Annotated in this window: 22 protein-coding genes; 8 read left to right on the forward strand and 14 right to left on the reverse strand. The window is 63.0% G+C overall.

The genetic code is table 11. The features are described 5' to 3' along the window. The first annotated feature begins 15 nt into the window (after positions 1–15). The gene (locus tag CNX70_RS20690; protein WP_096236621.1) at positions 16–906 is read left to right on the forward strand and encodes an EamA family transporter; all 891 of its coding nucleotides are present in this window, start codon (positions 16–18) and stop codon (positions 904–906) included. 3 nt (positions 907–909) lie between these two features. On the opposite strand, the gene CNX70_RS20695 is transcribed toward CNX70_RS20690, so the two are convergent. Beyond that, on the reverse strand, positions 910–2,133 hold the full coding sequence (locus tag CNX70_RS20695) for an MFS transporter (RefSeq protein WP_208624450.1): 1,224 nt from the start codon (positions 2,131–2,133) through the stop codon (positions 910–912). A gap of 97 nt (positions 2,134–2,230) precedes the next feature. Between CNX70_RS20695 and CNX70_RS20700 the strand changes: the two genes are divergently transcribed. Beyond that, positions 2,231–3,145, forward strand: coding sequence for a LysR family transcriptional regulator (locus tag CNX70_RS20700; RefSeq protein ID WP_096236625.1), 915 nt, complete (start codon positions 2,231–2,233; stop codon positions 3,143–3,145). On the opposite strand, the gene CNX70_RS20705 is transcribed toward CNX70_RS20700, so the two are convergent. Together CNX70_RS20705 and CNX70_RS20710 are read right to left on the reverse strand one after the other, a co-directional pair. Beyond that, positions 3,142–5,301, reverse strand: a complete 2,160-nt coding sequence (locus CNX70_RS20705; RefSeq protein WP_096236627.1) for a putative bifunctional diguanylate cyclase/phosphodiesterase — start codon at positions 5,299–5,301, stop codon at positions 3,142–3,144. The two genes, CNX70_RS20700 and CNX70_RS20705, sit on opposite strands and share 4 nt — an antisense overlap. Before the next feature lie 165 nt (positions 5,302–5,466). Beyond that, the gene (locus CNX70_RS20710) at positions 5,467–6,393 is read right to left on the reverse strand and encodes a LysR family transcriptional regulator (protein ID WP_096236629.1); all 927 of its coding nucleotides are present in this window, start codon (positions 6,391–6,393) and stop codon (positions 5,467–5,469) included. A 167-nt stretch (positions 6,394–6,560) separates the two neighbouring features. On the opposite strand from CNX70_RS20710, the gene CNX70_RS20715 reads away from it, so the two are divergent. From CNX70_RS20715 to CNX70_RS20730, 4 genes are all read left to right on the forward strand, one after another. After that, positions 6,561–7,262, forward strand: a complete 702-nt coding sequence (locus CNX70_RS20715) for a pirin family protein (protein WP_096236631.1) — start codon at positions 6,561–6,563, stop codon at positions 7,260–7,262. Positions 7,263–7,498: 236 nt separating this feature from the next. Further along, on the forward strand, positions 7,499–8,152 hold the full coding sequence (ribA, locus tag CNX70_RS20720) for a GTP cyclohydrolase II (protein ID WP_096236633.1): 654 nt from the start codon (positions 7,499–7,501) through the stop codon (positions 8,150–8,152). A 76-nt stretch (positions 8,153–8,228) separates the two neighbouring features. After that, positions 8,229–9,608 carry a S1 family peptidase gene (locus CNX70_RS20725; protein ID WP_096236635.1) on the forward strand — a complete coding sequence of 460 codons (1,380 nt, stop codon included), beginning with the start codon at positions 8,229–8,231 and terminating at the stop codon, positions 9,606–9,608. Next, complete coding sequence (locus tag CNX70_RS20730; RefSeq protein WP_096236636.1) at positions 9,605–10,585, forward strand: FHA domain-containing protein; 981 nt, start codon at positions 9,605–9,607, stop codon at positions 10,583–10,585. The genes CNX70_RS20725 and CNX70_RS20730 overlap by 4 nt, the downstream gene beginning before the upstream one ends. Positions 10,586–10,683: 98 nt before the next feature. On the opposite strand, the gene CNX70_RS20735 is transcribed toward CNX70_RS20730, so the two are convergent. Continuing rightward, positions 10,684–11,340, reverse strand: coding sequence for a CCXG family PEP-CTERM protein (locus CNX70_RS20735; RefSeq protein WP_096236637.1), 657 nt, complete (start codon positions 11,338–11,340; stop codon positions 10,684–10,686). Positions 11,341–11,801: 461 nt separating this feature from the next. Here CNX70_RS20735 and CNX70_RS20745 point away from each other — a divergent pair, with 461 nt between their 5' ends. Continuing rightward, entirely contained in the window at positions 11,802–12,140 is a 339-nt protein-coding gene (locus CNX70_RS20745; protein ID WP_096236640.1) for an MmcQ/YjbR family DNA-binding protein, read from the forward strand. Here the strand turns inward: CNX70_RS20745 and CNX70_RS20750 are convergent, their stop codons facing one another. Then, entirely contained in the window at positions 12,141–12,761 is a 621-nt protein-coding gene (locus CNX70_RS20750; protein ID WP_096236642.1) for a TetR/AcrR family transcriptional regulator, read from the reverse strand. 92 nt (positions 12,762–12,853) lie between these two features. Between CNX70_RS20750 and CNX70_RS20755 the strand changes: the two genes are divergently transcribed. Then, positions 12,854–14,062, forward strand: a complete 1,209-nt coding sequence (locus CNX70_RS20755) for an MFS transporter (RefSeq protein WP_096236644.1) — start codon at positions 12,854–12,856, stop codon at positions 14,060–14,062. Positions 14,063–14,072: 10 nt separating this feature from the next. Here CNX70_RS20755 and CNX70_RS20760 read toward each other — a convergent pair whose 3' ends face one another. From CNX70_RS20760 to CNX70_RS20800, 9 genes are read right to left on the reverse strand one after another with little or no spacing between them, the layout of a single operon-like run. Continuing rightward, on the reverse strand, positions 14,073–14,375 hold the full coding sequence (locus tag CNX70_RS20760) for a hypothetical protein (protein ID WP_167389702.1): 303 nt from the start codon (positions 14,373–14,375) through the stop codon (positions 14,073–14,075). Between the two features lie 57 nt (positions 14,376–14,432). Continuing rightward, a complete protein-coding gene (locus CNX70_RS20765) occupies positions 14,433–15,596 on the reverse strand; it encodes a PQQ-dependent sugar dehydrogenase (RefSeq protein ID WP_096236648.1) in 1,164 nt (387 codons plus the stop codon). Between the two features lie 35 nt (positions 15,597–15,631). Beyond that, positions 15,632–16,132, reverse strand: a complete 501-nt coding sequence (ispF, locus tag CNX70_RS20770) for a 2-C-methyl-D-erythritol 2,4-cyclodiphosphate synthase (RefSeq protein ID WP_096236650.1) — start codon at positions 16,130–16,132, stop codon at positions 15,632–15,634. Positions 16,133–16,149: 17 nt separating this feature from the next. After that, a complete protein-coding gene (gene ispD / locus CNX70_RS20775; protein WP_096236652.1) occupies positions 16,150–16,860 on the reverse strand; it encodes a 2-C-methyl-D-erythritol 4-phosphate cytidylyltransferase in 711 nt (236 codons plus the stop codon). Between the two features lie 16 nt (positions 16,861–16,876). Further along, complete coding sequence (locus CNX70_RS20780) at positions 16,877–17,587, reverse strand: hypothetical protein (RefSeq protein WP_071076368.1); 711 nt, start codon at positions 17,585–17,587, stop codon at positions 16,877–16,879. Beyond that, the gene (locus tag CNX70_RS20785) at positions 17,584–18,141 is read right to left on the reverse strand and encodes an NUDIX domain-containing protein (protein ID WP_096236654.1); all 558 of its coding nucleotides are present in this window, start codon (positions 18,139–18,141) and stop codon (positions 17,584–17,586) included. Before CNX70_RS20785 ends, CNX70_RS20780 begins: the two co-directional genes overlap by 4 nt. A 58-nt stretch (positions 18,142–18,199) precedes the next feature. Then, a complete protein-coding gene (locus CNX70_RS20790) occupies positions 18,200–18,523 on the reverse strand; it encodes a DUF2818 family protein (RefSeq protein WP_070288753.1) in 324 nt (107 codons plus the stop codon). A gap of 3 nt (positions 18,524–18,526) precedes the next feature. Continuing rightward, positions 18,527–20,029 carry an NADH-quinone oxidoreductase subunit NuoN gene (gene nuoN / locus CNX70_RS20795; RefSeq protein ID WP_096236656.1) on the reverse strand — a complete coding sequence of 501 codons (1,503 nt, stop codon included), beginning with the start codon at positions 20,027–20,029 and terminating at the stop codon, positions 18,527–18,529. 16 nt (positions 20,030–20,045) lie between these two features. Further along, a complete protein-coding gene (locus CNX70_RS20800; protein ID WP_096236658.1) occupies positions 20,046–21,545 on the reverse strand; it encodes an NADH-quinone oxidoreductase subunit M in 1,500 nt (499 codons plus the stop codon). Positions 21,546–21,573 lie beyond the last annotated feature (28 nt).

A 21,573-nucleotide genomic window follows, 5' to 3' on the forward strand; every position in this document is an offset into this window, starting at 1 on the left:
AAGCCTTTTATCACCATGCCATTACGCCGCTTTTCCTCGCTGATTCCCCTGCTCGCCATCCTCGGCTCCGTCACCTGCCTGGGACTGGGCACCTCGTGGGCCAAGCACAGCCTGTTTCCGCTGGTCGGCGCGCAAGGCACGACGGCCGTGCGCGTGGGCTTTTCCGCCCTGCTGCTGTTGCTGTTCTGGCGCCCCTGGCGCTGGCAGCTGAGCCGCGCCGACCTGCGCACGGTGGCCCTGTACGGCGCGGCGCTGGGGCTGACGAACCTGTGTTTCTATATGGCGCTGCGCACGATACCGTTCGGCATCGCCGTGGCGATCGAGTTTTCCGGCCCGCTGGCCGTGGCCCTGCTGGCCTCGCGCCGGCCGGTCGATTTCGTCTGGGTGGCCCTGGCCGTGGCGGGACTGGCGCTGCTGTTGCCGCTCGGCCACGACGTCAGCAATCTCGATCCCACGGGCGTGCTGTTCGCCCTGGGCGCCGCCGTCTGCTGGGCCAGCTATATCCTCTTCGGCAAGCGCGCCAGCCATTTGCATGCGGGTCACTCCGTCTCGCTGGGCCTGGCCATGGCCGCGCTGGTGGTGGTGCCCGTGGGCGTGATGCATAGCGGCGCCGCCCTGCTCTCGCCCGTCGTGCTGGGCGTAGGCTTAGGGGTAGCGCTCATTTCCAGCGCGATACCGATCTCGCTGGAAATGGTGGCCCTGAAGCGGCTGACGCCGCAAGCGTTCGGCATCATGAGCAGCATGGAACCGGCCGTAGCCGCCATGCTGGCGTACATCCTGCTTGACGAGCGGCTGGGGGCCGGGCAGTGGCTGGCCATCGCCATGATCATGGCCGCGTCGATGGGCAGTTCCTACATGGCGCAGCGCCAGAGACGCGGTGCGCCCTGCGCCTCCGTGCATACCTGAACCTCAGTGCGCGGCCGCGCCCGCCACGTGGGCAGCCAGGTTGCGGCGCGCCAGCCACGCCAGCGGCAGCAGTGCCAGCAAGGCGGCGGCCACGCCGGCCCACGGTGACGACGCCATCAGCTGGCGCGACACCATCAGCGCGCCCAGCATGGAGCCGAAGGAAATGCCCAGGTTGAATGCGGAAATGTTCAGGCCCGAGGCGAAGTCGACGGCTTGCGGCGTGTAGCGCTCGGCCGTAGCCAGCATGCCGGCCTGCAGGGCGGGCGACAGGCCGAAGGCGAACACGCCCCAGACAAACAGCATCACCGTCATCATCCATGGCGAGCTGATGCTCAGGGCCACGCCCACTTGCGTGACGGCCAGCAACAGCAGCATCAATCGCAAGGCCTTTTGCCAGCCCAGGTGGCTGGTCAGGTAACCGCCCGCCAGGTTGCCGGCAAAGGTGGCGATGCCGAACACGATCAGCAGCGCGCTGGCCATGGTGGCGGAAAAGCCCGTCACATCCGTCAGGATGGGCGTAATAAAAGTGAAGGCGGCAAAGCTGCTGCCAAAGCCAAACGTGGTGACGGCCATCATGGTCAGGATGGGGCCGCTGCCCAGGGCCGCCAGCTGCGTCATGGCCTTGCCGCCCTTGCCCTGCTGCAAACCGGCCGGCAGCCAGCGCGCCATGGCGCCCAGACCCACGGCGGCCAGCACGACGACGGCAAAAAACGGCAAGCGCCAGCCCATCAGGTTGCCGAGGAAACTGCCGAGCGGCACGCCGATCACCATGGCCAAAGTCAATCCCGCAAACATCACGGAAATCGCCCTGCCCGCCTGCGCCTTGGCGACCAGGCTGGCGGCCACGGTGGCGCCGATGGCAAAGAAGGTGCCGTGCGCCACGGCCGTGATGACCCGTCCCACCAGCAACCATTCAAACGTATGGGAAAAGGCCGCCAGCAAGTTACCGGCCAGAAAAACGCTCATCAGCCCCAGCAAGGCCGCCTTGCGCGGCAGGCGCGACATCAGCAGCACCAGCAGCGGCGTGCCGATGGCCAGCGCCAGCGCATACAGGCTGACCAGCGAGCCGGCCGATTCGATGGAAATCTGCAAATCCTTGGCGATGCTGGGCAGGATGCCGACGACGATGAATTCGGTGACGCCGATGGCAAAGGCGCCGACGGCCAGCGCCAGCACGCCGGGCGGCATCTTGCTGGCTGAAGTGGAAACAGGGCTTGCGGTGGTCATGATGGCTCCGACAATGGTTCAAGCCGGCCAGTGTATCGATGCAAACGCTTTTGATATAGACTCTAATAATGGAAACACCTGTGAAATGGATTCAATAATGTCCAGGCAAGACATCAACCGCGCGTTCGAGATGGCCGTGTTTGTGGCCGTGGTGGAAACGGGCGCCTTTTCCGCCGCCGCGCGCCGCCTGGTTCTGACGCCGTCGGCCGTCAGCAAGCTGGTCAGCCGGCTGGAAGCGCGGCTCGGTGCGCGTTTGCTCCAGCGCAGCACGCGGCAATTGCACACCACGCCCGAGGGCGACGCCTTCTTCGTGCAATGCAAGCGCATCCTCGACGATATCGATGGCGCCGAGCGCGAAGCGGCGCAGGGCGCGGCGCCGCGCGGACGCTTGCGCATTAACTGTTTCGTGCCGTTCGGCGTGCGCCATCTGCTGCCCATCCTGCCCGAGTTCGCGCAGCGCTATCCCGACATCGTGCTTGACGTGGTCGTCAGCGACGCCATCGTCGACTTGCTGGAAGACCGCACCGACATCGCCATCCGCACGGGCAAGCTGAAGGAATCGAACCTGGTGGCGCGCAAACTGGGCGAAGACGCGATGGTCGTGGTGGCGTCGCCGGCTTACGTGGCGCACCACGGCCTGCCGCGCACGCCGCTGGAATTATCCGAACACAATTTATTGGCCTTCAACTTCCGCTGCCAGAACGAAACCTGGCCCTTCCTCGACGGGAGCGGAGGAAGCTTGCAGGTAGCGCCGCAGGGCAATACCTGCGTCAGCGATGGCGAAAGCATGCGCCAGCTGGTGCTGGCGGGCATGGGACTGGGACGCTTTTCGCGCCAGCATGTGCTGCGCGATATCGAGCTAGGGCATTTAATACCCTTGCTGCAGGACTACAATCCGGGCGATCGTGAACTCGTGCACGCCGTCTTCGTGGGACCGGGCTTGCAAGTGCCGGCCCGGGTGCGCGTGATGCTCGACTATCTGCTGGAAAAAGTGCAGCTGGGTAGCGTTTAAATCGCTTCCGCTTCCAGGCGCAGCTGCCGCCCATCGCCCAGCATCACTTCGAATTCGGCCGCCGGCACGGCAGGACTGAACAGATAACCTTGCAGCTGGTCGCAACCGAGTTCGCGCAAGAAGCGCATCTGCTCGGCCGTTTCCACCCCTTCGGCGACGATTTCCTGGCGCAGTTGCTGCGCCATGGTGACGATGGCGCGGGCGATGGCGCAATCGTTTTCATCGAACGGCAAGCCGACGACAAACGAGCGGTCGATTTTCAGGGTGCTGATGGGGAATTTCTTCAAATACGCCAGGCTGGAATAACCGGTGCCGAAGTCGTCCAGCGCCAGCGCCAGGCCCATGGCCACCAGCTGGTTCATGATGTCGATCACCTTGTCGGCGCCGCGCATCAGCAGGCTTTCCGTGATTTCCAGCATGATCTGGTCGGGCCGCACGCCATAGCGTTCCAGCACGGCCGCTATGCGCGCCGGCAACTGTTCATCGAACTGGCGCGCCGACAGGTTGACGGCGATGGCCGGCATGTGCAGGCCACGGTCTTCCCAGTTGCGGATCTGGCGGCAAGCCTCGTCCAGAACCCAAGTGCCCAGTTCGAGAATCAAACTGGTTTCCTCGGCAACGGGAATGAAGAGGCCGGGCGAGACCATGCCGCGCATCGGATGCTTCCAGCGCAGCAAGGCTTCCGCGCCCACGATGCGCCCGCTGGCCAGGCTCACTTTCGGCTGGTAATGCAATTCCAGTTCCTTGTCGCCCAGGGCCAGGCGCATTTCGCTTTCCAGGCGCAAATGTTCCTTGGCCCGCCGGTTCATGTCTTCGCGGTAAAACAGGAAAGTCGATTCGATGGTCTGCCCCGCCTTGGCCACGGCCACGTCGGCAAAGCGGAACAGGGCCGGCGCTTCCAGGCCATCTTCCGGATACACGGTGATGCCGATGCTGGCGCCCACGTGCAGCGCGTGCGCATCGATATTGATCGGCGCTTCCAACAGGTTGAGCAGCTTTTGCGCCACGTTCGCCGCATGTTCGCGCTTTTCGATATGCAACAGCGCCACGACGAACTTGCTGTTGTCGACCCGCGCCAGGATGTCCGCGTCGCGCAGGGCGCCACGGAACAACTGGCCGATGGCGATCACCAGCTGGTCGCCCACTTCGTGGCCCAAGGTGTCGCTGATGGAACCGATGCGGCTGATGTCGATGACCATCAGCGCGCCATGCGTGCCTTGCCGTTTCGCTTCAGCCAGGCCCTGGCCCACCAGCTGGTTCAGCAGGCAGCGGTTGGGCAAGCCCGTCAGGCTGTCGTAATTGGCCATGCGCTGCATGCGCGCTTCGGCATCCTTGTGCACCGAGATATCGGAAAACAGGGAAAACACATGACTGATCTCGCCATACTCGTCGCGCACGACGCTGATGGTGACGTCTTGCGGGAACAGTTCGCCATTCTTGCGCTTGCCGATGATTTCGCCGCGCCAGGAGCCGTGCCCCCGCATGGCGGCGCGCACCTTGGCGCGGAAATCGGGGTCGTGCACGCCCGAGCGCAGCAAGTCAGGCGTGCGGCCGATGGCTTCGGCCGGCGAAAAGCCGGTGATGCGGGAAAACGAACTGTTGATGGAGACGATGCGCTCTTCTGCGTCCGTGATCAGCACGGCTTGCTCGCTATCTTCGATGATGCGTGCGTGCAACCTCACCTTGTCCACGTCGGACAGCGGTTCGCTCATGGCCGACAGGCGCACGGCCATGCCGCACGCCTTGCCCGCCTGGTCGTGGATCACGTGGCGGTGCATGCGCAGCCACGTCACCATGCCCGACTTCTTGCGCCGGCGCACATCGGTGGCCACGTCGCCCTGCTTGAAATGCAGTTCCAGCACGCTCGCTTCCGCATCGTCTTCGGGATACAAAAACAGGATGTGCTGGCCCAGCGCTTCCAGTTCGGAATAGCCGAACATCTGTTCAGCGCCATGGTTCCAGCCGATCAGGAAGCCATCGGGATCGATTTCCAGCAAGGCGTCGGCGAGCGCCACGCGCACCACGGGCCGGCTGGCGCCGCGCAGCCGCTCCAGCTCTTCCTGCAGCCGCGCCAGAGTGGCGGCCTGCTGCGGCCCCGCCTGTTCACGGGCGTCCTGCGCCAGGCTCAGGCACAGCGCGACCTTCGCCTCAAGCATGGCAGCCCCGCGCGTGTGCCAGGTCAGGGGAACATATCAGGGGCGCTGCGGTGTGTGTCATCATCAAAATCCCACGATGGGGCATGCAAGTCGGAGCAGAAAGACGGTCGAAATACTATGAATATGATAACTTAAAAATGTTGGCATATGTCAACATTTTAAGACCTAGGCCGAATGGCCCGGCAGATGCTGCGCCAGGCGGGCAAACACATCCGGTTCGCGCATGCGCGCCATCCACCAGCGCAACGCGGCGCCATCCTCGCCCACTCTCCACGCCAGGTAAAACGTTTCCGACGGTTTCGGCTCTTCCACGGCCTTTTCCACCAACTGGCCGCGCGCAATGGCGGCGCGCGCGCACGGTCCCGGCAGGAAGCCAAAGCCCAGTCCCAGCACCTGGTAGTCGAACTTGACCTGCATGCTCGGCACGCTCAAGGCATCTTGTCCCAGCAGCAACCCTACGGTGCGCGGCGCCATCTGGCGCGCCGAGTCGGCCACCACCACGGCCCGGTACTGCTGCAGATGGCCGCGCGAGAGGGGCTCTGCCACCTGCGCCAGCGGATGCGTGGGCGCCACGGCAAAGACGAAGTCGAGCATACCGATCGGCTGCGCGATATAGCCGCCGCCCGCCGGCCCGTCGCCGGGTGCGCCCACCAGCAAGTCGACCCGGCGGTCCAGCAACGCTTCCCAGGTGCCCGACAAGGTGTCTTGCGACAGGCGCAGGCGCGTCTGCTGCGCCACGTCATAGAAGGCGCGCACGTCATCGGCCAGGGCCACGGCGGAAAACATGGAATCGATGCCGATGGACAATTCCGTTTCCCAGCCGGACGCCACCCTGCGCACGCGGTGCTCGAGGTCCTGCGCCGCCTTCAGCAGATAGCGGCCCTCTTTGAGCAATTCCTGGCCGGCCGCCGTCAGCATGATTTTCGGACCGTTGCGCTGGAACACTTGCACGCCCAGGTCGTCTTCCAGCTTGGCCACCGTATAGGAAATGGTGGACGGCACTTTATGCAACTCCTTGCCGGCCGACGAGAACGATCCGCAGCGGTCGATGGCGTCGACGATTTGCAAGGCATCCAGGCTTAGTCTTAACATTCGATTTTTTCGATCATAGCTCGCAAGATTTTCCGTTTTTCTTTCTCTGCACAGGGGCCTATACTTGCTCCATCGTACAGCGAAGGGCAGCATCGGCGCGAAGGCACAGCGTCAGGCAACAGCCATTCGAAATTATCGCACATTCATTCATAGAAACGGAGTCCACCATGTTACAGATTCGTCATAGCGAAGAACGCGGCGCCGCCAACCACGGCTGGCTCAATTCCCACCACAGCTTTTCCTTCGGCAGCTACCACGATCCGTTGCACATGGGTTTTGGCCCCTTGCTGGTGATCAATGAAGACCGCGTCACGCCGGGCCAGGGTTTCGGCACGCACGGCCACCGCGACATGGAAATCATTTCGTATGTGCTCGACGGCGCGCTGGAGCACAAGGACAGCATGGGCACCGGTTCCGTGCTGCACTACGGCGATGTGCAGCGCATGAGCGCCGGCAGCGGCGTGCGCCACAGCGAGTTCAATCATTCCGCCACGGACGGCTTGCACTTCCTGCAGATCTGGATCCAGCCGAACGTGACGGGCATAGCGCCCAGCTATGAAGAGAAACATTTTACGCCGGAAAGCAAACGGGGCAAGCTGCGTCTGATCGCCTCGTCCGACGGGCGCCAGGGTTCCGTGCTGATTCACCAGGATGCGGCCATCTACGCCAGCATCCTGCAGGAAGGCGAGCAAGCCGAACATGCGCTGGACGAAGGCCGCATCGCGTATGTGCACCTGATCCGCGGCAGCCTGGTGGTCAACGGCACGCCCCTGAAAGCGGGCGATGCGCTGAAATTGACACAAGAGGCCGCAGTGACGTTGACGCAGGCCGAGGATGCCGAGGTGCTGGTCTTCGATCTGCCTCGATAAGGATCGCTGGCCAAACCCGCATGCGGTTGCTGGTGGAACGGGGCTTCGGCAAGGCCAGCCGTCTTGCAAAAGGCTGATCCGGCCGCAATTAGAGGGATAGTACCAGGCATTCCAGCCTTCAAATCTCAGCCAGGGGAAATGGATGCCCCTGCTTTTTGGTATGATGACAGCGCGCGCCGGCACCGCAGTGGTACGGCGCGCCTCTATTTTTGACAATTACCTATATGAGCACAACCATGCAAAGCGGCGCAGACCTCCTGGCGACAGGCGAATTGGATTACACGACTTCCTGCGCACTGCCGACGCCGTGGGCCCAGTTCACCCTGCACGCCTTTGTCGAACACGCCACGGGCAAGGAACACCTGGCCATGGTGCTGGGCGATGTCGGCAACGGCGAACCGGTACTGGCGCGCGTGCATTCCGAGTGCCTGACGGGCGACGTGCTGTTTTCGCAGCGCTGCGACTGCGGCGCCCAGCTCGAAGGCGCCTTGAAGCGCATCGCCGAGGAAGGCCGCGGCATTTTGCTGTATCTGCGCCAGGAAGGGCGCGGCATCGGCCTGATCAACAAGATCCGCGCCTATCGCCTGCAAGAGGCAGGCGCCGACACGGTGCAGGCGAATGAACAGCTGGGCTTCAAGGCCGACGCGCGCAACTACACCTTGTGCAAACCCATGTTTGCGCAATTCGGCATCCACAGCCTGCGTTTGATGACGAACAACCCGCGCAAGATCGCCGCCATGGAAGGGCTGGGCATCACGGTGGCCGAACGGGTGCCGCTGCTGGTCAATCGCAACGCCTTCAACCAGCACTACCTGAACACCAAGCAAAGCAAGCTCGGTCACATGATGACGCCGGAAACGGCGCCGGCGCTGGAAGACGGCGCCCTGTAATTGCCCGGGCTGGCGCGGAATGGCGCGTCACTTGGGCGCCGGGCCGGCCTCGCTCCGGCTCACGCACAAAGGATGCATGAAATTATCTAACTTCGCCTTCTTGCTGGCCAGCCTATGCGCTGCCGCAGGCGCCCACGCGGCCCCCACTGCCTCGACTCCCCCCGCCAAGCCGCCACCGGCCACCGCCGCACCCGCTGCCACCGAACATGCAGCCTTGCCGCCGCCCTCGTCCGCCGCGCAAAAACTGTACACGGCCGCGCGCGCCGACATCCTGCAAGTGCGCGTGCTGCTGAAAAACGGCCGCACGCAATCGTCGGTGGGCTCGGGCTTTTTGATCGGCACGGGCGACCTGGTAGTGAGCAACTATCATGTCGTGTCGCAATTCGCGCTCGACCCCGATACCTACGTGGGCGAATGGGTCGACACCAGCGGCCAGCGGGGCAATGTGGAATTGCTGGCCGTCGACGTGCTGCACGACCTGGCGGTGCTGCGCGTGAACCGCCATGGCACGGGCTTTTTCAAGATGCCGGAATCGCTGGCGCCCCTGACGCAGGGCCAGTACCTGTATTCGATGGGCAATCCGCTGGACCTGGGCTTCGCCATCTCGGAAGGCTCGTACAACGGCGTCGTCACGCGCAGCTTCTACGACCAGCTGATGTTTACGGGACCGATCAATGCCGGCATGAGCGGCGGCCCCAGCGTCACGGCCAGCGGCGACGTCGCCGGCGTGAACGTCTCGAAACGCCTCGATGGCGAACTCGTCAGTTTTCTCGTGCCGGCCCGCTATGCCCAGCAATTGCTGGCCAAGGTGGCCCAGCAGGGCAAGCCGCCGAAAGACTTCAAGCCGCTGGTGACGGCGCAGTTGCTGGCGCACCAGGAAGTGATGCTGGCGCGCCTGCTCGACACGCCCTTGAGCCTGAAAGCCATGGGCCCGTATCGCGTGCCCGTGCGCGAATCGGACCAGATGCGCTGCTGGGGCCGCTCCAACGTCAAGTCCGACAAGCCCTACATGCTCGACAACACCAGCTGCGCCATGGAATCGGCCATCTTCATCTCGGGCGCCCTGCAGACGGGGCAAGTGTCGATGCGCCACGAATTCCTGCGCAGCAGCGAACTGGGTGCACTGCGCTTTTCCGAGCTGGCCAGCGCCTCGTTCAAGAATGAAAGTTTTGGCAGCTACAAAAGCGTGCACCTGACGGGCCCCCATTGCACCGAACAATTCGTCAAGAACCAGACCTTGCCCTTGCGCGCCGTGCTGTGCGTGCGCGCCTACCGCAAGTTTACCGGCCTGTACGACTTTGCCCTGCTGGCCGCCAGTACCGATGAACCACTGATGAGCCTGCAAAGCCGCATCGACGCGCGCGGCGTGTCCTACGCCAACGGCATGCGCGTCACGCGCACCTTCCTCGACGCGCTGTCGCGCGCACCATCGACCACCGGGACGCGCAAGCCATGACAGCACCGTATTTCATCGAAATCCTCACCGAGAATGGCGAAGTACAGCAGCGCCAGCGCATCGATGCCTTGCCGATCCGCATCGGCCGCGGCTACGACAACGACTTCATCCTCGACGACGCGCACACGGCGGCCAGGCACGCCATTGTCGAAGACGATGGCGCAGGCGGCCTGCTGCTGCGCGACCTGGGCAGCCAGAATGGCGTGATCCACCGGGGCCAACGGCAACTGCAAGTGGCCCTGAGCGGCAACAGCATCGTGCGCCTGGGCCACACGCGCCTGCGCGTGCGCGCCAGCGACCAGCCTGTTGCGCCTGAATTGAGTGATACCACCAGGCACGACTGGGAAGGCTTGCGCCCCGCCGTCGCCGGCCTGGCCATGATCGGCGCCTCGGCCGCCTTTAGCAACTGGCTCAGTGATGCCGACGCCTTCGAGCCGATTTCCTACCTGATGATCATCGCCTACGCACTGGCCGGCGGCCTCGTGTGGGCGTCGATCTGGGCCGTGGCGAACCGGCTGTTCGGCCATGTGGCGCGCTTCGGCCGCCACCTGTTCATCATCGGCTGCGGCTTGCTGGCCATGGAAGTATGGGAACTGGGCAGCAATGTGGCGGCGTATGCACTGTCGCTGGAAGTGCTGACGCGCTACGGGCGGCATATGTTCATCGTCATCGTCTGCGCCATGATCTACTACCATTTGCGCACGATCAAACCCCAGCATCCGCGCCGCTTCGGCCTCGTCGCCGTCGTGCTGGCCATCCTCGGCTCGACCCTGATCCTGCTGAGCAACCTGCAGACCAGCGGCCGCCTGGCCGACGAGGCCTACATGTCGGTGATCTACCCGCCGGCACTGCGCCTGAGTCCAAATCAAACGACGCAGGCCTTCTTCCGCGATGCGGCCGGCCTGCAGCGCGCCGTCGACGCCGAGCGCGGCAAGGTGGCCAGGGGTGCCGACGAAGACGAGGACAGCGGCGATTAACAAAGCGCATGCAAAAAGCCCGCCGGTCTGTCAAGACACGGCGGGCTTTTTTACGTGCGCCGCAAGGCGCGCAGAGTATCGCTGCTTGGAACTTGCGCTTAAAACTTCGCGTCCTGCTTGCGGCGCGCCGTGAAGCCCAGCAAGCCCAGACCGATCAGCAGCATGGCATAGGTGCTTGGCTCCGGCACGGCCGAGACCAGGCCATCGGTGCTGGAAAAGCTGGTGAAATTGCTGTTGCCCGCCTTGAACTGCGCTTGCTGGCCGCCATCGCAGCAGTTTTCCAGGCCATAGATGCTCAGAGTATGGTTGCCGGCCGCCAGCAAGCTCGAACCGCTGAGGAACTGGCTGCCATTGTTGTAGTTGCCTGCCCACCACATGTCGTTGCTCTTGAAGTCCAGCGCCACGCCGTCGAGGAACAGGGCGCCGCCCTTGCCGAAATCGACGCCGGTACGGAAGCTCCAGGCACCCGCATCGGCTGCGCTGACGCCAAAATTGACCACCGACTTGAAGGCGATGTTCGAACCATTGCCGAACAGGCTGCTATTCGTGACATTGTCGTAGCTGGCAATCGTCGTCGTGCCATAACCTGCACCCGGCGTAGCCACGGCGGCATTCACCACGGACTGGTAAGCGGCGGCGGAAGCTTGCGCGCTGGCGTTCGAGAAACCGGTGGACACGGTGACGGTGCTGGCGTTCGCGTGGGCAAACACACCGACAGCGATCAGGGACAGGGCGATTTTAGGCAAATTTTTCATGATTATATCCAGTAGTTATTCAGTAGGCGTGCGGGCGCTTGGATTCAATGCACGCTGCACTGAGGCGTGTTGGTGGGAGCGCTAGAGACTGCAAAGATGAGCGGTCGGGGGCTGGAACTACCGCGCAAGATCGCGGACTTGCTACGCAATTGCACTGCGCTGCAAGCGTCCTGGAAAGGGTTCGGGTTTCCGGGACAGGTTCAGACGGTTGACGGGTCGGGCAAGACGATGAAGCTATTTTATACTAATTTTCTTTTAAGAAAAGTATTTTTCTTTTAACCACTAAAGATTCTATTATAACAAGCATCATCCCCTGCCCCGATTGTCGCGACCACGCCACAGATGGCGCCGCCACTGTCGCATGGTGCGCATTTCTTTTCACATGCCGCTGCACCACGGGGCGAAACAGCATGGCAAAATGCAGTCATGCAGCTATCTGTCCGATGAGGGGGAAAGAGGAAATGGTCGACCTGGAAGAACTACGCTATCTGGCACTGTCGTTTCCCGACACCACCGAGGAAGAACACCACGACCGTCCAGCCTTCCGCGTGGGCGGGAAGATCTTTGCCACCCTGCCCGACGACGAGCACATCAACGTGCTGCTCGATGCGGAAGCGGCGCATATCGCCACCGTCATCACACCGTCCGGCTGTCAAAAGCTGTGGTGGGGCGAGCGCCTTGCCGGCATCACGGTGCGCCTGGCGGATGCCGAGCTGGACATGCTGGCCGCCGCCCTGACAGCCGCCTGGCGGCGCAAGGCGCCCAGCGACCTGGCCAAGACCATCGCCCCGACGGGGTAGTTACATCGGCCAATTGCGCAGCAGCAAGCCCACCATCTGCTGCAATTGCTCGCGCGATACGCCCGCCGCCGCCTGGATGGCCATGCCCTGCGACAAAGTCACGACAAAGCGCGCCTGCTGCTCGGGACAGGAATCGAGCGGCAAATCGCCCTCCTCCCTGGCGCGCCGCAAGCGGTCGCGCAATTTGATTTCACCGCGCAGCCGGCGCGCAAACAATTCATCGCGGATCGGCAAGGCATCGTCGCTGCAGGCGAGCGCTGCATTGACGCCCATGCAGCCGTGCGGGCCGTCCGGCATGGTTTGCGCATCGACATACTGCGTCAACAGGGCTTCCACCACCTGGCGCGCCGTCGGCTGTTCCAGCGCCGCATCAAAAAACTGCATGCGCGTGTCGCTGTAGCGTTCGAGCGCCTTGTGGAATAGCTGCTCCTTGTTGCCGAAGACGGCATACAGGCTGGGCCGGTTCATGCCCATGGCTTTCGTCAATTCCGGCAGGGAACTGCCTTCATAGCCTTTTTCCCAGAACACTTTCATGGCGCAATCGAGCGCTTCATCCGCGTCGAAGGTGCGTGGCCGGCCCGTTTTCGCCTTGACCGCTGGCTCTTTTTTATCTTGTTTCATACCGTTCGGTAAAAAATTATTGACAACACTGTCTGCCTGCCCTGATTATATACCGACCGGTTAAAAACCTCCCGGCTTTTCAGGAACCTCATATGCAAACACTTTCCAACGCTACTGACGACGATACCACCGTGGCGCCCTGGCTGGCCGTCTTATCTGTCGGCATCGGCGCCTTCGCCCTCGTCACGTCCGAATTCCTGCCCGTCGGGCTGCTGCCTGCCATGGCAGCCGAACTGGCCATCAGCAAGGGCCAGGCGGGACTGATGATCACCACGCCCGGCATCGTTGCCGCGTTTGCCGCCATCTTCGTCACCGTCGGCTCGGGCCGCCTGGACCGCCGCACCGTGCTGCTGGCCCTCACCGCCCTGCTGGTCGTTTCGAACCTGCTGGTGGCGCTGGCCCCCTCGTATGCGTGGATACTGCTGGGCCGCGCCATGCTGGGTGTGGGCGTGGGCGGCTTCTGGGCCATCGGCAGCGCCATCGGCCCGCGTCTGGTGGCACCGCAGCATGCGTCGCGCGCCATGTCCATCATCTTTGCCGGCGTCTCGATGGGTACGGTGGCGGGCGTGCCGGCCGGTGCGCTGGTGGGCGAGCTGGTCGGCTGGCGGGTCGCTTTCGGCGCGGCCAGCGCCATTGCCGTACTGGTCTTCCTCGGGCAGTTGCTGCTGTTGCCCAAGCTGCCACCGACGCAAGCCATCCGCCTGCGCCAGTTGCCGATGATTTTCAGCATCCGCAAGGCCAGGCTGGGCCTGATCGCCACGGCCATGCTCTTCACGGGCCAATTCGCCGCCTACACGTATATCGCGCCCTTCCTCACGCAGATTTCACACCTGGCGGCCGGCACGGTCAGCGCCATGCTGCTGGTATATGGCGCTTCCGGCTTCATCGGCAACCTGGTGGGCGGCTGGGCCGCCGGCCGCTACGAACGGGCCGCGCTGATGCTGACGGGCGCCGTGCTGGGCTTGTCCACCTTGGCGCTGGCCGCATTCGGCAGCCATTCGGTGACGGCGATGCTGCTGGTGGCCGTGTGGGGCTTCGGTTTTGGCGCCATGCCGATCGCCGTGCAGACGTGGATGTTCAAGGCCGCGCCACACTTGATGGAAGGCAGCAGCGCGCTGTTTGTCGCCATCGTGCAAGTGTCGCTGGCATCAGGCGCCTTGCTCGGTGGCATGGCCGTCGACCGGCTGGGCGTGTCCAGCGCAATGGTGCTGGGCGGCGTGTTCGCCCTCGGCTGCGCCTTGACGATCGCACTCTTCGGCAAGCCGCAAGCCAGCGCCGGCGCGGCATGCCCAGCGTCGTAGGACCGTGCCTTCAGATGCGCCCGCGGCGAAATTCGCCGAGGAATTTCGTCACGTCGGACGGCGTCATCGGCGCGTCCGCGTCGCCATGATATGCATACAGGAAGGGCGTGCCGCCCAGGCGGTCCGTCAGCTTGGCAAAGAGTAAAAAACGGCTGCCCAGCGGATAGCGCTGCAGGTCGACCAGGCGGCGCGAGCACTGCACGGCCAGTTCCGGCGAAAAGGCCTGGCCCGGCACGGGACGGATTTCCACGCGGCCATTGATCGCGCGCGATTCGACGGCGACGTGCCGGTATGCATAAGTATCACGGGCCATGCCGCCACCTTGAATGAAGTAAAGGCGCCATCTTAAGCGAAGTGGGCGCCGGCCGTGCTACTGCGCCACGATGCGCAGCAAACGCCCGTTGTCTTCGTCCGTCAGCGCATACAGGTAGCCGTCCGGTCCCTGGCGCACGTCGCGCACGCGCGCGCCGATGGCCAGGCGGTCCTGCCCCGTCACCTTGCCGTTCGCATCGACGGCGATGCGGCGGATATCCTTGGCCGCCAGGCCGCCGCTGAAGATGCTGCCGCGCCAGGCGGCAATCTTGTCGCCCGTGTAGACGGCCAGCCCCGACGGGGCCGGCGATGGCACCCAGGCCACGCTGGGGTTGAGCATGCCCGGCACTTCATGCTGGCCAACGGGTTCATGCGTCTTGTAGTCGGCGCCATAGCTTTGCAGGGGCCAGCCATAGTTGCCGCCCGCCACCACCAGGTTCAGCTCGTCGCCGCCATACGGACCGTGCTCCGTGGCCCACACGCGGCCCGAAACGGGGTCGAGCGCCAGGCCCTGCACGTTGCGGTGGCCATATGACCAGATTTCCGGCAAGGCGCCCTTGGCGGCCAGCGGATTGCCGGGCGCGGGTTTGCCATCTTCCGTCAGGCGCAGGATGGAACCCTGGTGCGTGGCCAGGTTTTGCGCCTGCTCGCGCGCCAGACGGTCGCCTATGCGCAGCGGCGGATTGCCACCGTCGGCCACGCTCATCAGCAAAGTGCCATCCGGCAGCCACAGCAGGCGTGAACCAAAATGCTGGCCGCCGCTCTTGTCGGTGGCCACCTTGAACAGGGTCTGGATGCCCGTCACACGCTTGCCATCGAACACGCCGCGCACCAGGGTCGTGCGGTTCGCGTCATTCGTGCCCGTCGATACGGTCATGTACACGCGCGGGTTCGGCTTGTCGGCATCTTGCGGATGCAGCACGATATCGAGCAAGCCGCCCTGCCCGCCCGTAAACACCTTGGGCATGCCTTCCAGCGCCACGTCCTCGAATTTCTTGCCATTCAGCAGATGCAAGGTGCCCTGCTTGCTGGTGACCAGCGCGCGGCCCTCGCCCAGCCAGGCGATGCCCCACGGCTGGCGCACGCCCTGCGCGACGGTCTCGGCCTTCCAGCCCTGCTTGGCGGCGGGCGGCTCTCCCGTGGCTTGCAGTTCGGCCCAGGCCGATGGCGCGGCCGTCAATGCCCATGCAAGCAAGATGCTGATGCGGCGTAACTGGAACATGCTCTCTCCTGTCGGTGGATGCTGCGAAGGTGGAATCAGGCGCGCAGCAGCAAGGCCACGGCTTCGGCCGCGATGCCCTCTTCCCGGCCCAGGTAGCCCAGCTTTTCATTCGTCTTGGCCTTGATGTTCACCTGGCCCACACTCACGCCCAAATCGTCGGCCACGTTGACGCACATGGCGGCGATGTGCGGCGCCATCTTCGGGCGCTGGGCGATGATGGTGGCGTCGATATTGCCGATGATATAACCGGTGGCTTGCACGCGGCGCACGGCTTCGCGCAGCAGGGTGCGCGAATCGGCGCCCTTGAATTGCGCATCCGTGTCGGGGAAATGGCGGCCGATGTCGCCCAGCGCGGCGGCGCCGAAGATGGCGTCGGTAATCGCGTGCAGCAGCACGTCCGCGTCGGAATGGCCGAGCAAGCCCAGGTGATGGGGAATCTTCACGCCGCCGATGATCAGGTCGCGGTGCTCTACCAGCGCGTGGCAGTCATAGCCCTGGCCGATGCGAAATGGGAGTACGGGTGTCGTTGTGTGCATGCGAGTCTCTCTGGAATTCAAGGATGGGACAAATACAGCTCGGCTGTGTGTATGTCGCGCGGCAAGGTTACCTTCAGGTTGCGCGGGTGGCCTTCGACCAGCCGGGGCGCCAGGCCCAGCGCTTCGACGGCGGAAGCGTCGTCCGTGATGGCCTGCGGATCGGGCGCTTGCGACAGCGCCCGGTGCAGCAAGGCATAGCTGAACATCTGCGGCGTCTGCGCCAGCCACAGGCCGTCGCGCGGCACCGTTTGCGCCGACAGGCTGCCCGGCCCGGCCCGCTTGACGGTGTCGACCACGGGCAAGGCCAGCAAGCCGCCGGCCGGATGTGCACCCACTTCGGTAATGAGCTTGGCGATCAGCGCCGGCGTCAGGCCAGGCCGCGCCGCGTCGTGCACCAGCACCTGGTCGTGTGCATCGATGCTGCCGTGCAGCGCCTGCAGGGCATTCAAGATCGTTTCCATGCGCGTGGCGCCGCCGCAGCGCAGCACAGTCACGCCGCTGTTGTTCCCTTGCGGCACGACGGCATCTATCTGGCCATCCTCCGCGCTGACGACGACATACGTATGCGCGATCAGGGGGCTGGCGAGAAAGGCGTCGAGCGCGTGGCGCAGCATGGGCTTGCCGGCGATGGGTAAATATTGCTTGGGACTACCCGCCTCCATGCGCGCGCCCACGCCGGCGGCGGGGATCAGCGCAAAATAACGGGGATGATTCGATACTGCTGTCATGCGCTTCCTTGTCTTGTCACTGCTGGGCGGACTGTACCTTGCCCGCCAATATGTTCTGGATTTCGCCTTTGCACGCCTTGCCCAGGCGCGCATATTCCTGCGGCGAATCGATGGCCGCCTGCAAGACTTCCACCTTGCGCATCTCGGCCTTGATATACGGCAACCAGCCCGTATCGATCTCGCGCGCCAGCGCCGCCCTGGCCGTGCCGCTGGGCGCGTACAGGGGCCGCGCCTCGAAACGCCTGGCCAGCGCGGCGCGCACGGTCTTTTCCACGCGCGGCAAATGTTCCATATACGTTTTCATGTGCCGCAGCTCATGCGCGAGTATCTCATCATACGCGCATGTGCCCGGGGCAAATTCACGGCCGATATAGATCACCACGGGAGCGTAGTTGAGCTTGACGGAAATCTGCGGCGCCACGCATTCGTAGCCGCTGGCAGGATCTTGCAGCATGGGCCCGGCCAGGCCAATTTGCACTTGCGACTCGGTCTTCGTCAGGCCCAGCACCCAGGTATTCGCGCGCGCTGTGCCCTTCATGACGGTCAGCGCCTTGTACGGCAGATGCGTATCGATGCTGTAGCCGTTCTGTTGCGCCGTCAGCACGGACACCGTCTTGCTGATCGTGTCTTCGCAGCGCACCTGGAACGGCGTGCGCGCCTGCGCCTGTGCACCCAGGGTGACACAGGCGAGCAGCAGGAAAATGGGCAGGCGCAGGCGCAAGATCAAGCCGCTTGCCAGGCGCCGCTGGTGATCTTGTCGAGCCAGAAGATGCCGATGACGGTTTTCACATCGGTGATCGTGCCATCCTTGACCCAGTCGAGCAGCTGCGGCACGGTGGCCGTAAACGTTTCCAGGAACTCGCCCTCGTCCAGACGGCGCTCGCCGGCTACGAGGCCCCGCGCCAAAAACAGTTCCAGGTGTTCATCCGAATACGCGATGGCGTTATGGATGGTGGAGACGAATTTCCAGTCGCTGGCCGTGTAGCCCGTTTCTTCCAGCAACTCGCGCTGGGCGCAGGCCAGGTGCGATTCGCCTGCGTCGATCTTGCCGGCGGGGAATTCAATAAAGACCCTGTCCAGCGGATAGCGGTACTGGCGTTCCATCAGCACCATGCCGTCGTCGAGCAGCGGCAGGATGACGACGGCGCCCGGATGCAGGATGAATTCGCGCACCGTGATCTTGCCGTCCGGCAGGGTCACGCGGTCGCGCTGCACGCGCAGGAAGCCGCCTTGATAAACGAGCTCGCCGTCCACCTTGGTTTCAATCAGATTCGTATCCATGGGATTCCTTTATTCAATAAAAAACGGCGCCAGAGGCGCCGCTTTCGGAGGATGGTGCCTAGCGGCGTTTACGCAGATAACGAGTCACGAAACCTGGAAAAGCCAACACCAGGAACAGACATCCGGTGATGGCATAAAACTCCCACGTCTGCGGAAAACCGTTGCCGATGCGCGCTTCGAGCGCGAACGCCACGGCGCCGACAATGAAGTACAGAATCACCATCTCCAGCAGGCGCAGCGCCAGAGGCTTGCGCCAGCCTTGCTCTGCCTGCGCCGCTTTTTTCAGCGGCACGGCGGCAAACAGTTTCTCATTCAGAAATGGCAGGTTGGCGCCCAGGATACCCAGGGCGATCACCAGCCAGCTCGAGGCGGTGACATCCATCGGTCAGGACGCCAGCGTCTTGGTAATCGCCGTCGCGCAAGCAGCCAGGATGCTGTTAGGCATCACACCGAGGGCCAGGACGAACACGCCGTTCAGGGCCAGCACGACGCGCATGTCGCCATGCACGACCAGCGCGTTGGTGTCCGTCGGCTCGTCAAACCACATCATCTTCACGACGCGCAGGTAGTAGAAGGCGCCGATCAGCGAGAACAGCACGGCAGCGATGGTCAGCCACAGCTGGCCCGTGGCCAGCACGGAAGCGAGCACCGAGTACTTGGCCATGAAGCCCATCAGCGGCGGCACGCCGGCCAGCGAGAACATGAACAGGGTCATCACCAGCGCGAAGATCGGGCTGCGTTTGCCCAGACCCTTGAAGTCGGCCAGTTCTTCTGCTTCGAAACCATTACGTGCCAGCAACATGATCACGCCAAAGGTACCCAGCGTGGTGAACACGTAGGTGATGACGTAGTACATCGAGGCGCCGTAGGCGGTGGCTGCGCCAGCCGCGTTCAGGGTGTTGTTCGGCGCATCGACGGTACCAGACAGCAGGCCCAGCAGCACGAAGCCCATTTGCGCGATGGTCGAGTACGCCAACATGCGCTTCAGGTTCGTTTGCGCGATGGCGGTGAAGTTACCGATGGCCAGCGACATCACGGCCAGCACCAGCAGCATTTGCTGCCAGTCATGCGCCATCGGCAGCAAGCCCTCGCCCAGCAAACGCAGGGTGATGGCAAACGCGGCCAGTTTCGGCGCGCCGCCCAACAGCAAGGTCACGGCCGTTGGCGAACCTTGATACACGTCAGGCACCCACATGTGGAATGGCACGACGCCCAGTTTGAAGGCCAGTCCAGCTACCAGGAAGACCAGGCCAAAGACCATGATGGTGCCGTTGGTCTTGCCGTTTTCCAGCGCCACGCGCAGTTCGCCCAGGTCCAGCGTGCCGGAGGCGCCGTACAGCATCGAGATACCGTACAACATGAAACCGGAAGCCAGCGCGCCCAGGATGAAGTATTTCATGGCCGCTTCCGTGGCCTTGGCATTGTCACGGCGCAAGGCGATCAGTGCGTACAGCGACAGCGACATCAGTTCCAGACCCAGGTAGATGATCAGGAAGTTGTTGGCCGAGATCATGATCATCTGGCCCAGCAGTGCAAACAGGGCCAGCACATAGAATTCGCCGCCCAGATTACCCGACAGCATGCTGCGGTCGGTGGCATAGGCACGCGAGTAGATCAGGGTCAGCGCCACGGCGCCGTACGAGAACAGTTTCAGCAGCTGCGACATCGGGTCCGACACGAACATGTTATGGAACGTGTAGACGGTGGTGCCCGCGTTGAAGTCGCCGACGGTCAGCAAGGCGCAGCCTGCCAAAGTCAGCAGCGACAGCGCATAGGTGATCGAACGCTTCGCCGCAGGCAAGAACATATCGATCAGCAAGAGCGCCGACGTGGCGATCAGCAGAAAGATTTCCGCGTACAGCGGTACCAGATTAGGTGCATTAGTCATGTTATCGGTCTTCTATTTAAGGCAACTTGCTGATGGCGACATGCTGCAGCAGGTCGGCAACCGAAGTTTGCATCGTGTCGGTGAACGGGGCTGGGTACAGACCCATCACGAGCACGGCGATGGCCAGCACAGCAAGCATGAAGAATTCACGTTTGTTGATGTCGGTCAGTTCGGCCACATGCTTGTTCTTGATCTTGCCGAACACCACGCGCTTGGCCATCCACAGCGAGTACGCCGCGCCCCAGATCAGTGCCGTTGCAGCCAACAGACCGATCCAGAAGTTGTATTGCACCGCGCCCAGGATCACCATGAACTCGCCGACGAAGCCGGAAGTCGCTGGCAGACCGCAGTTGGCCATCGAGAACAGCACGAACAAGGCGGCAAATTTCGGCATGCGGTTCACGACGCCGCCGTAGTCGGCGATGTTGCGGGTATGCATGCGGTCATACAGCACGCCGATGCACAGGAACATCGCAGCGGAGATGAAACCGTGCGAGACCATCTGCACGATACCGCCCTGCACCGAAATGTCGTTGAACATGAAGAAGCCCAGGGTCACAAAACCCATGTGCGCGATCGACGAATAGGCGACCAGTTTTTTCATGTCCGTTTGCACCAGGGCAACCAGACCGATGTAGATGACGGCGATCAGCGACAAGGCGATCATGAAACCCGACAGGTAGTGGCTGGCGTCCGGCGTGATCGGCAGCGAAAAACGCAGGAAACCATACGCGCCCAGTTTCAGCATGATGGCGGCCAGCACGGCGGAACCGCCCGTAGGCGCTTCCACGTGGACGTCCGGCAACCACGTGTGGACGGGGAACATCGGCACTTTCACCGCGAAGGCCATCAGGAAGGCCAGGAAGATGAAGATCTGTTCATTCATCGTCAGCTTGAACGCATGCCAGGCCAGGATGTCGAAGGTACCCGACACATTGCGCAGGTAGATGATGGCAACCAGGGTCAGCAGCGAACCGAAGAAGGTGTACAGGAAGAACTTGAACGACGCGTACACGCGGTTTGAGCCGCCCCAGATACCGATGATGATGAACATCGGGATCAGGGTTGCTTCAAAGAAGAAGTAGAACAGCAAGCCGTCCAGCGCGCAGAACACGCCGATCATCAGACCCGACAGGATCAAGAAGGCACCCATGTACTGGGCGATGCGCTTCTCGATCACTTGCCAGGCCGAAATGACGACGATGACCGTGATGAAGGCCGTCAGTGGAATGAACCACAGCGACAGGCCATCGATACCCAGCGAGTACCAGATATTGAAAGTTTCAACCCACGGTGCTTTTTCGACAAATTGCATGCCGTGTGCGGCGTTGTCGAAATGCTGGATCAGCGGCAAGGTGCACAGCATGCTGAGCACGGCGCCAGCCAGCGACAGCCAGCGGGTAAAACCCGCTTTGCTGTCACGGCCAAGAGCCAGGACCAGGACGCCGCAAATGATCGGCACCCAGATCGACAGACTCAGGTAAGGAGGTAGTGTAGAAATCGTAGACTGCATCATGGTTCTCAGTATTCTTTTATCAGGTCAG

It is taken from the genome of Janthinobacterium svalbardense, from assembly GCF_002327145.1.
GTDB classification, from domain to species: Bacteria; Pseudomonadota; Gammaproteobacteria; order Burkholderiales; family Burkholderiaceae_D; genus Janthinobacterium; species Janthinobacterium tructae.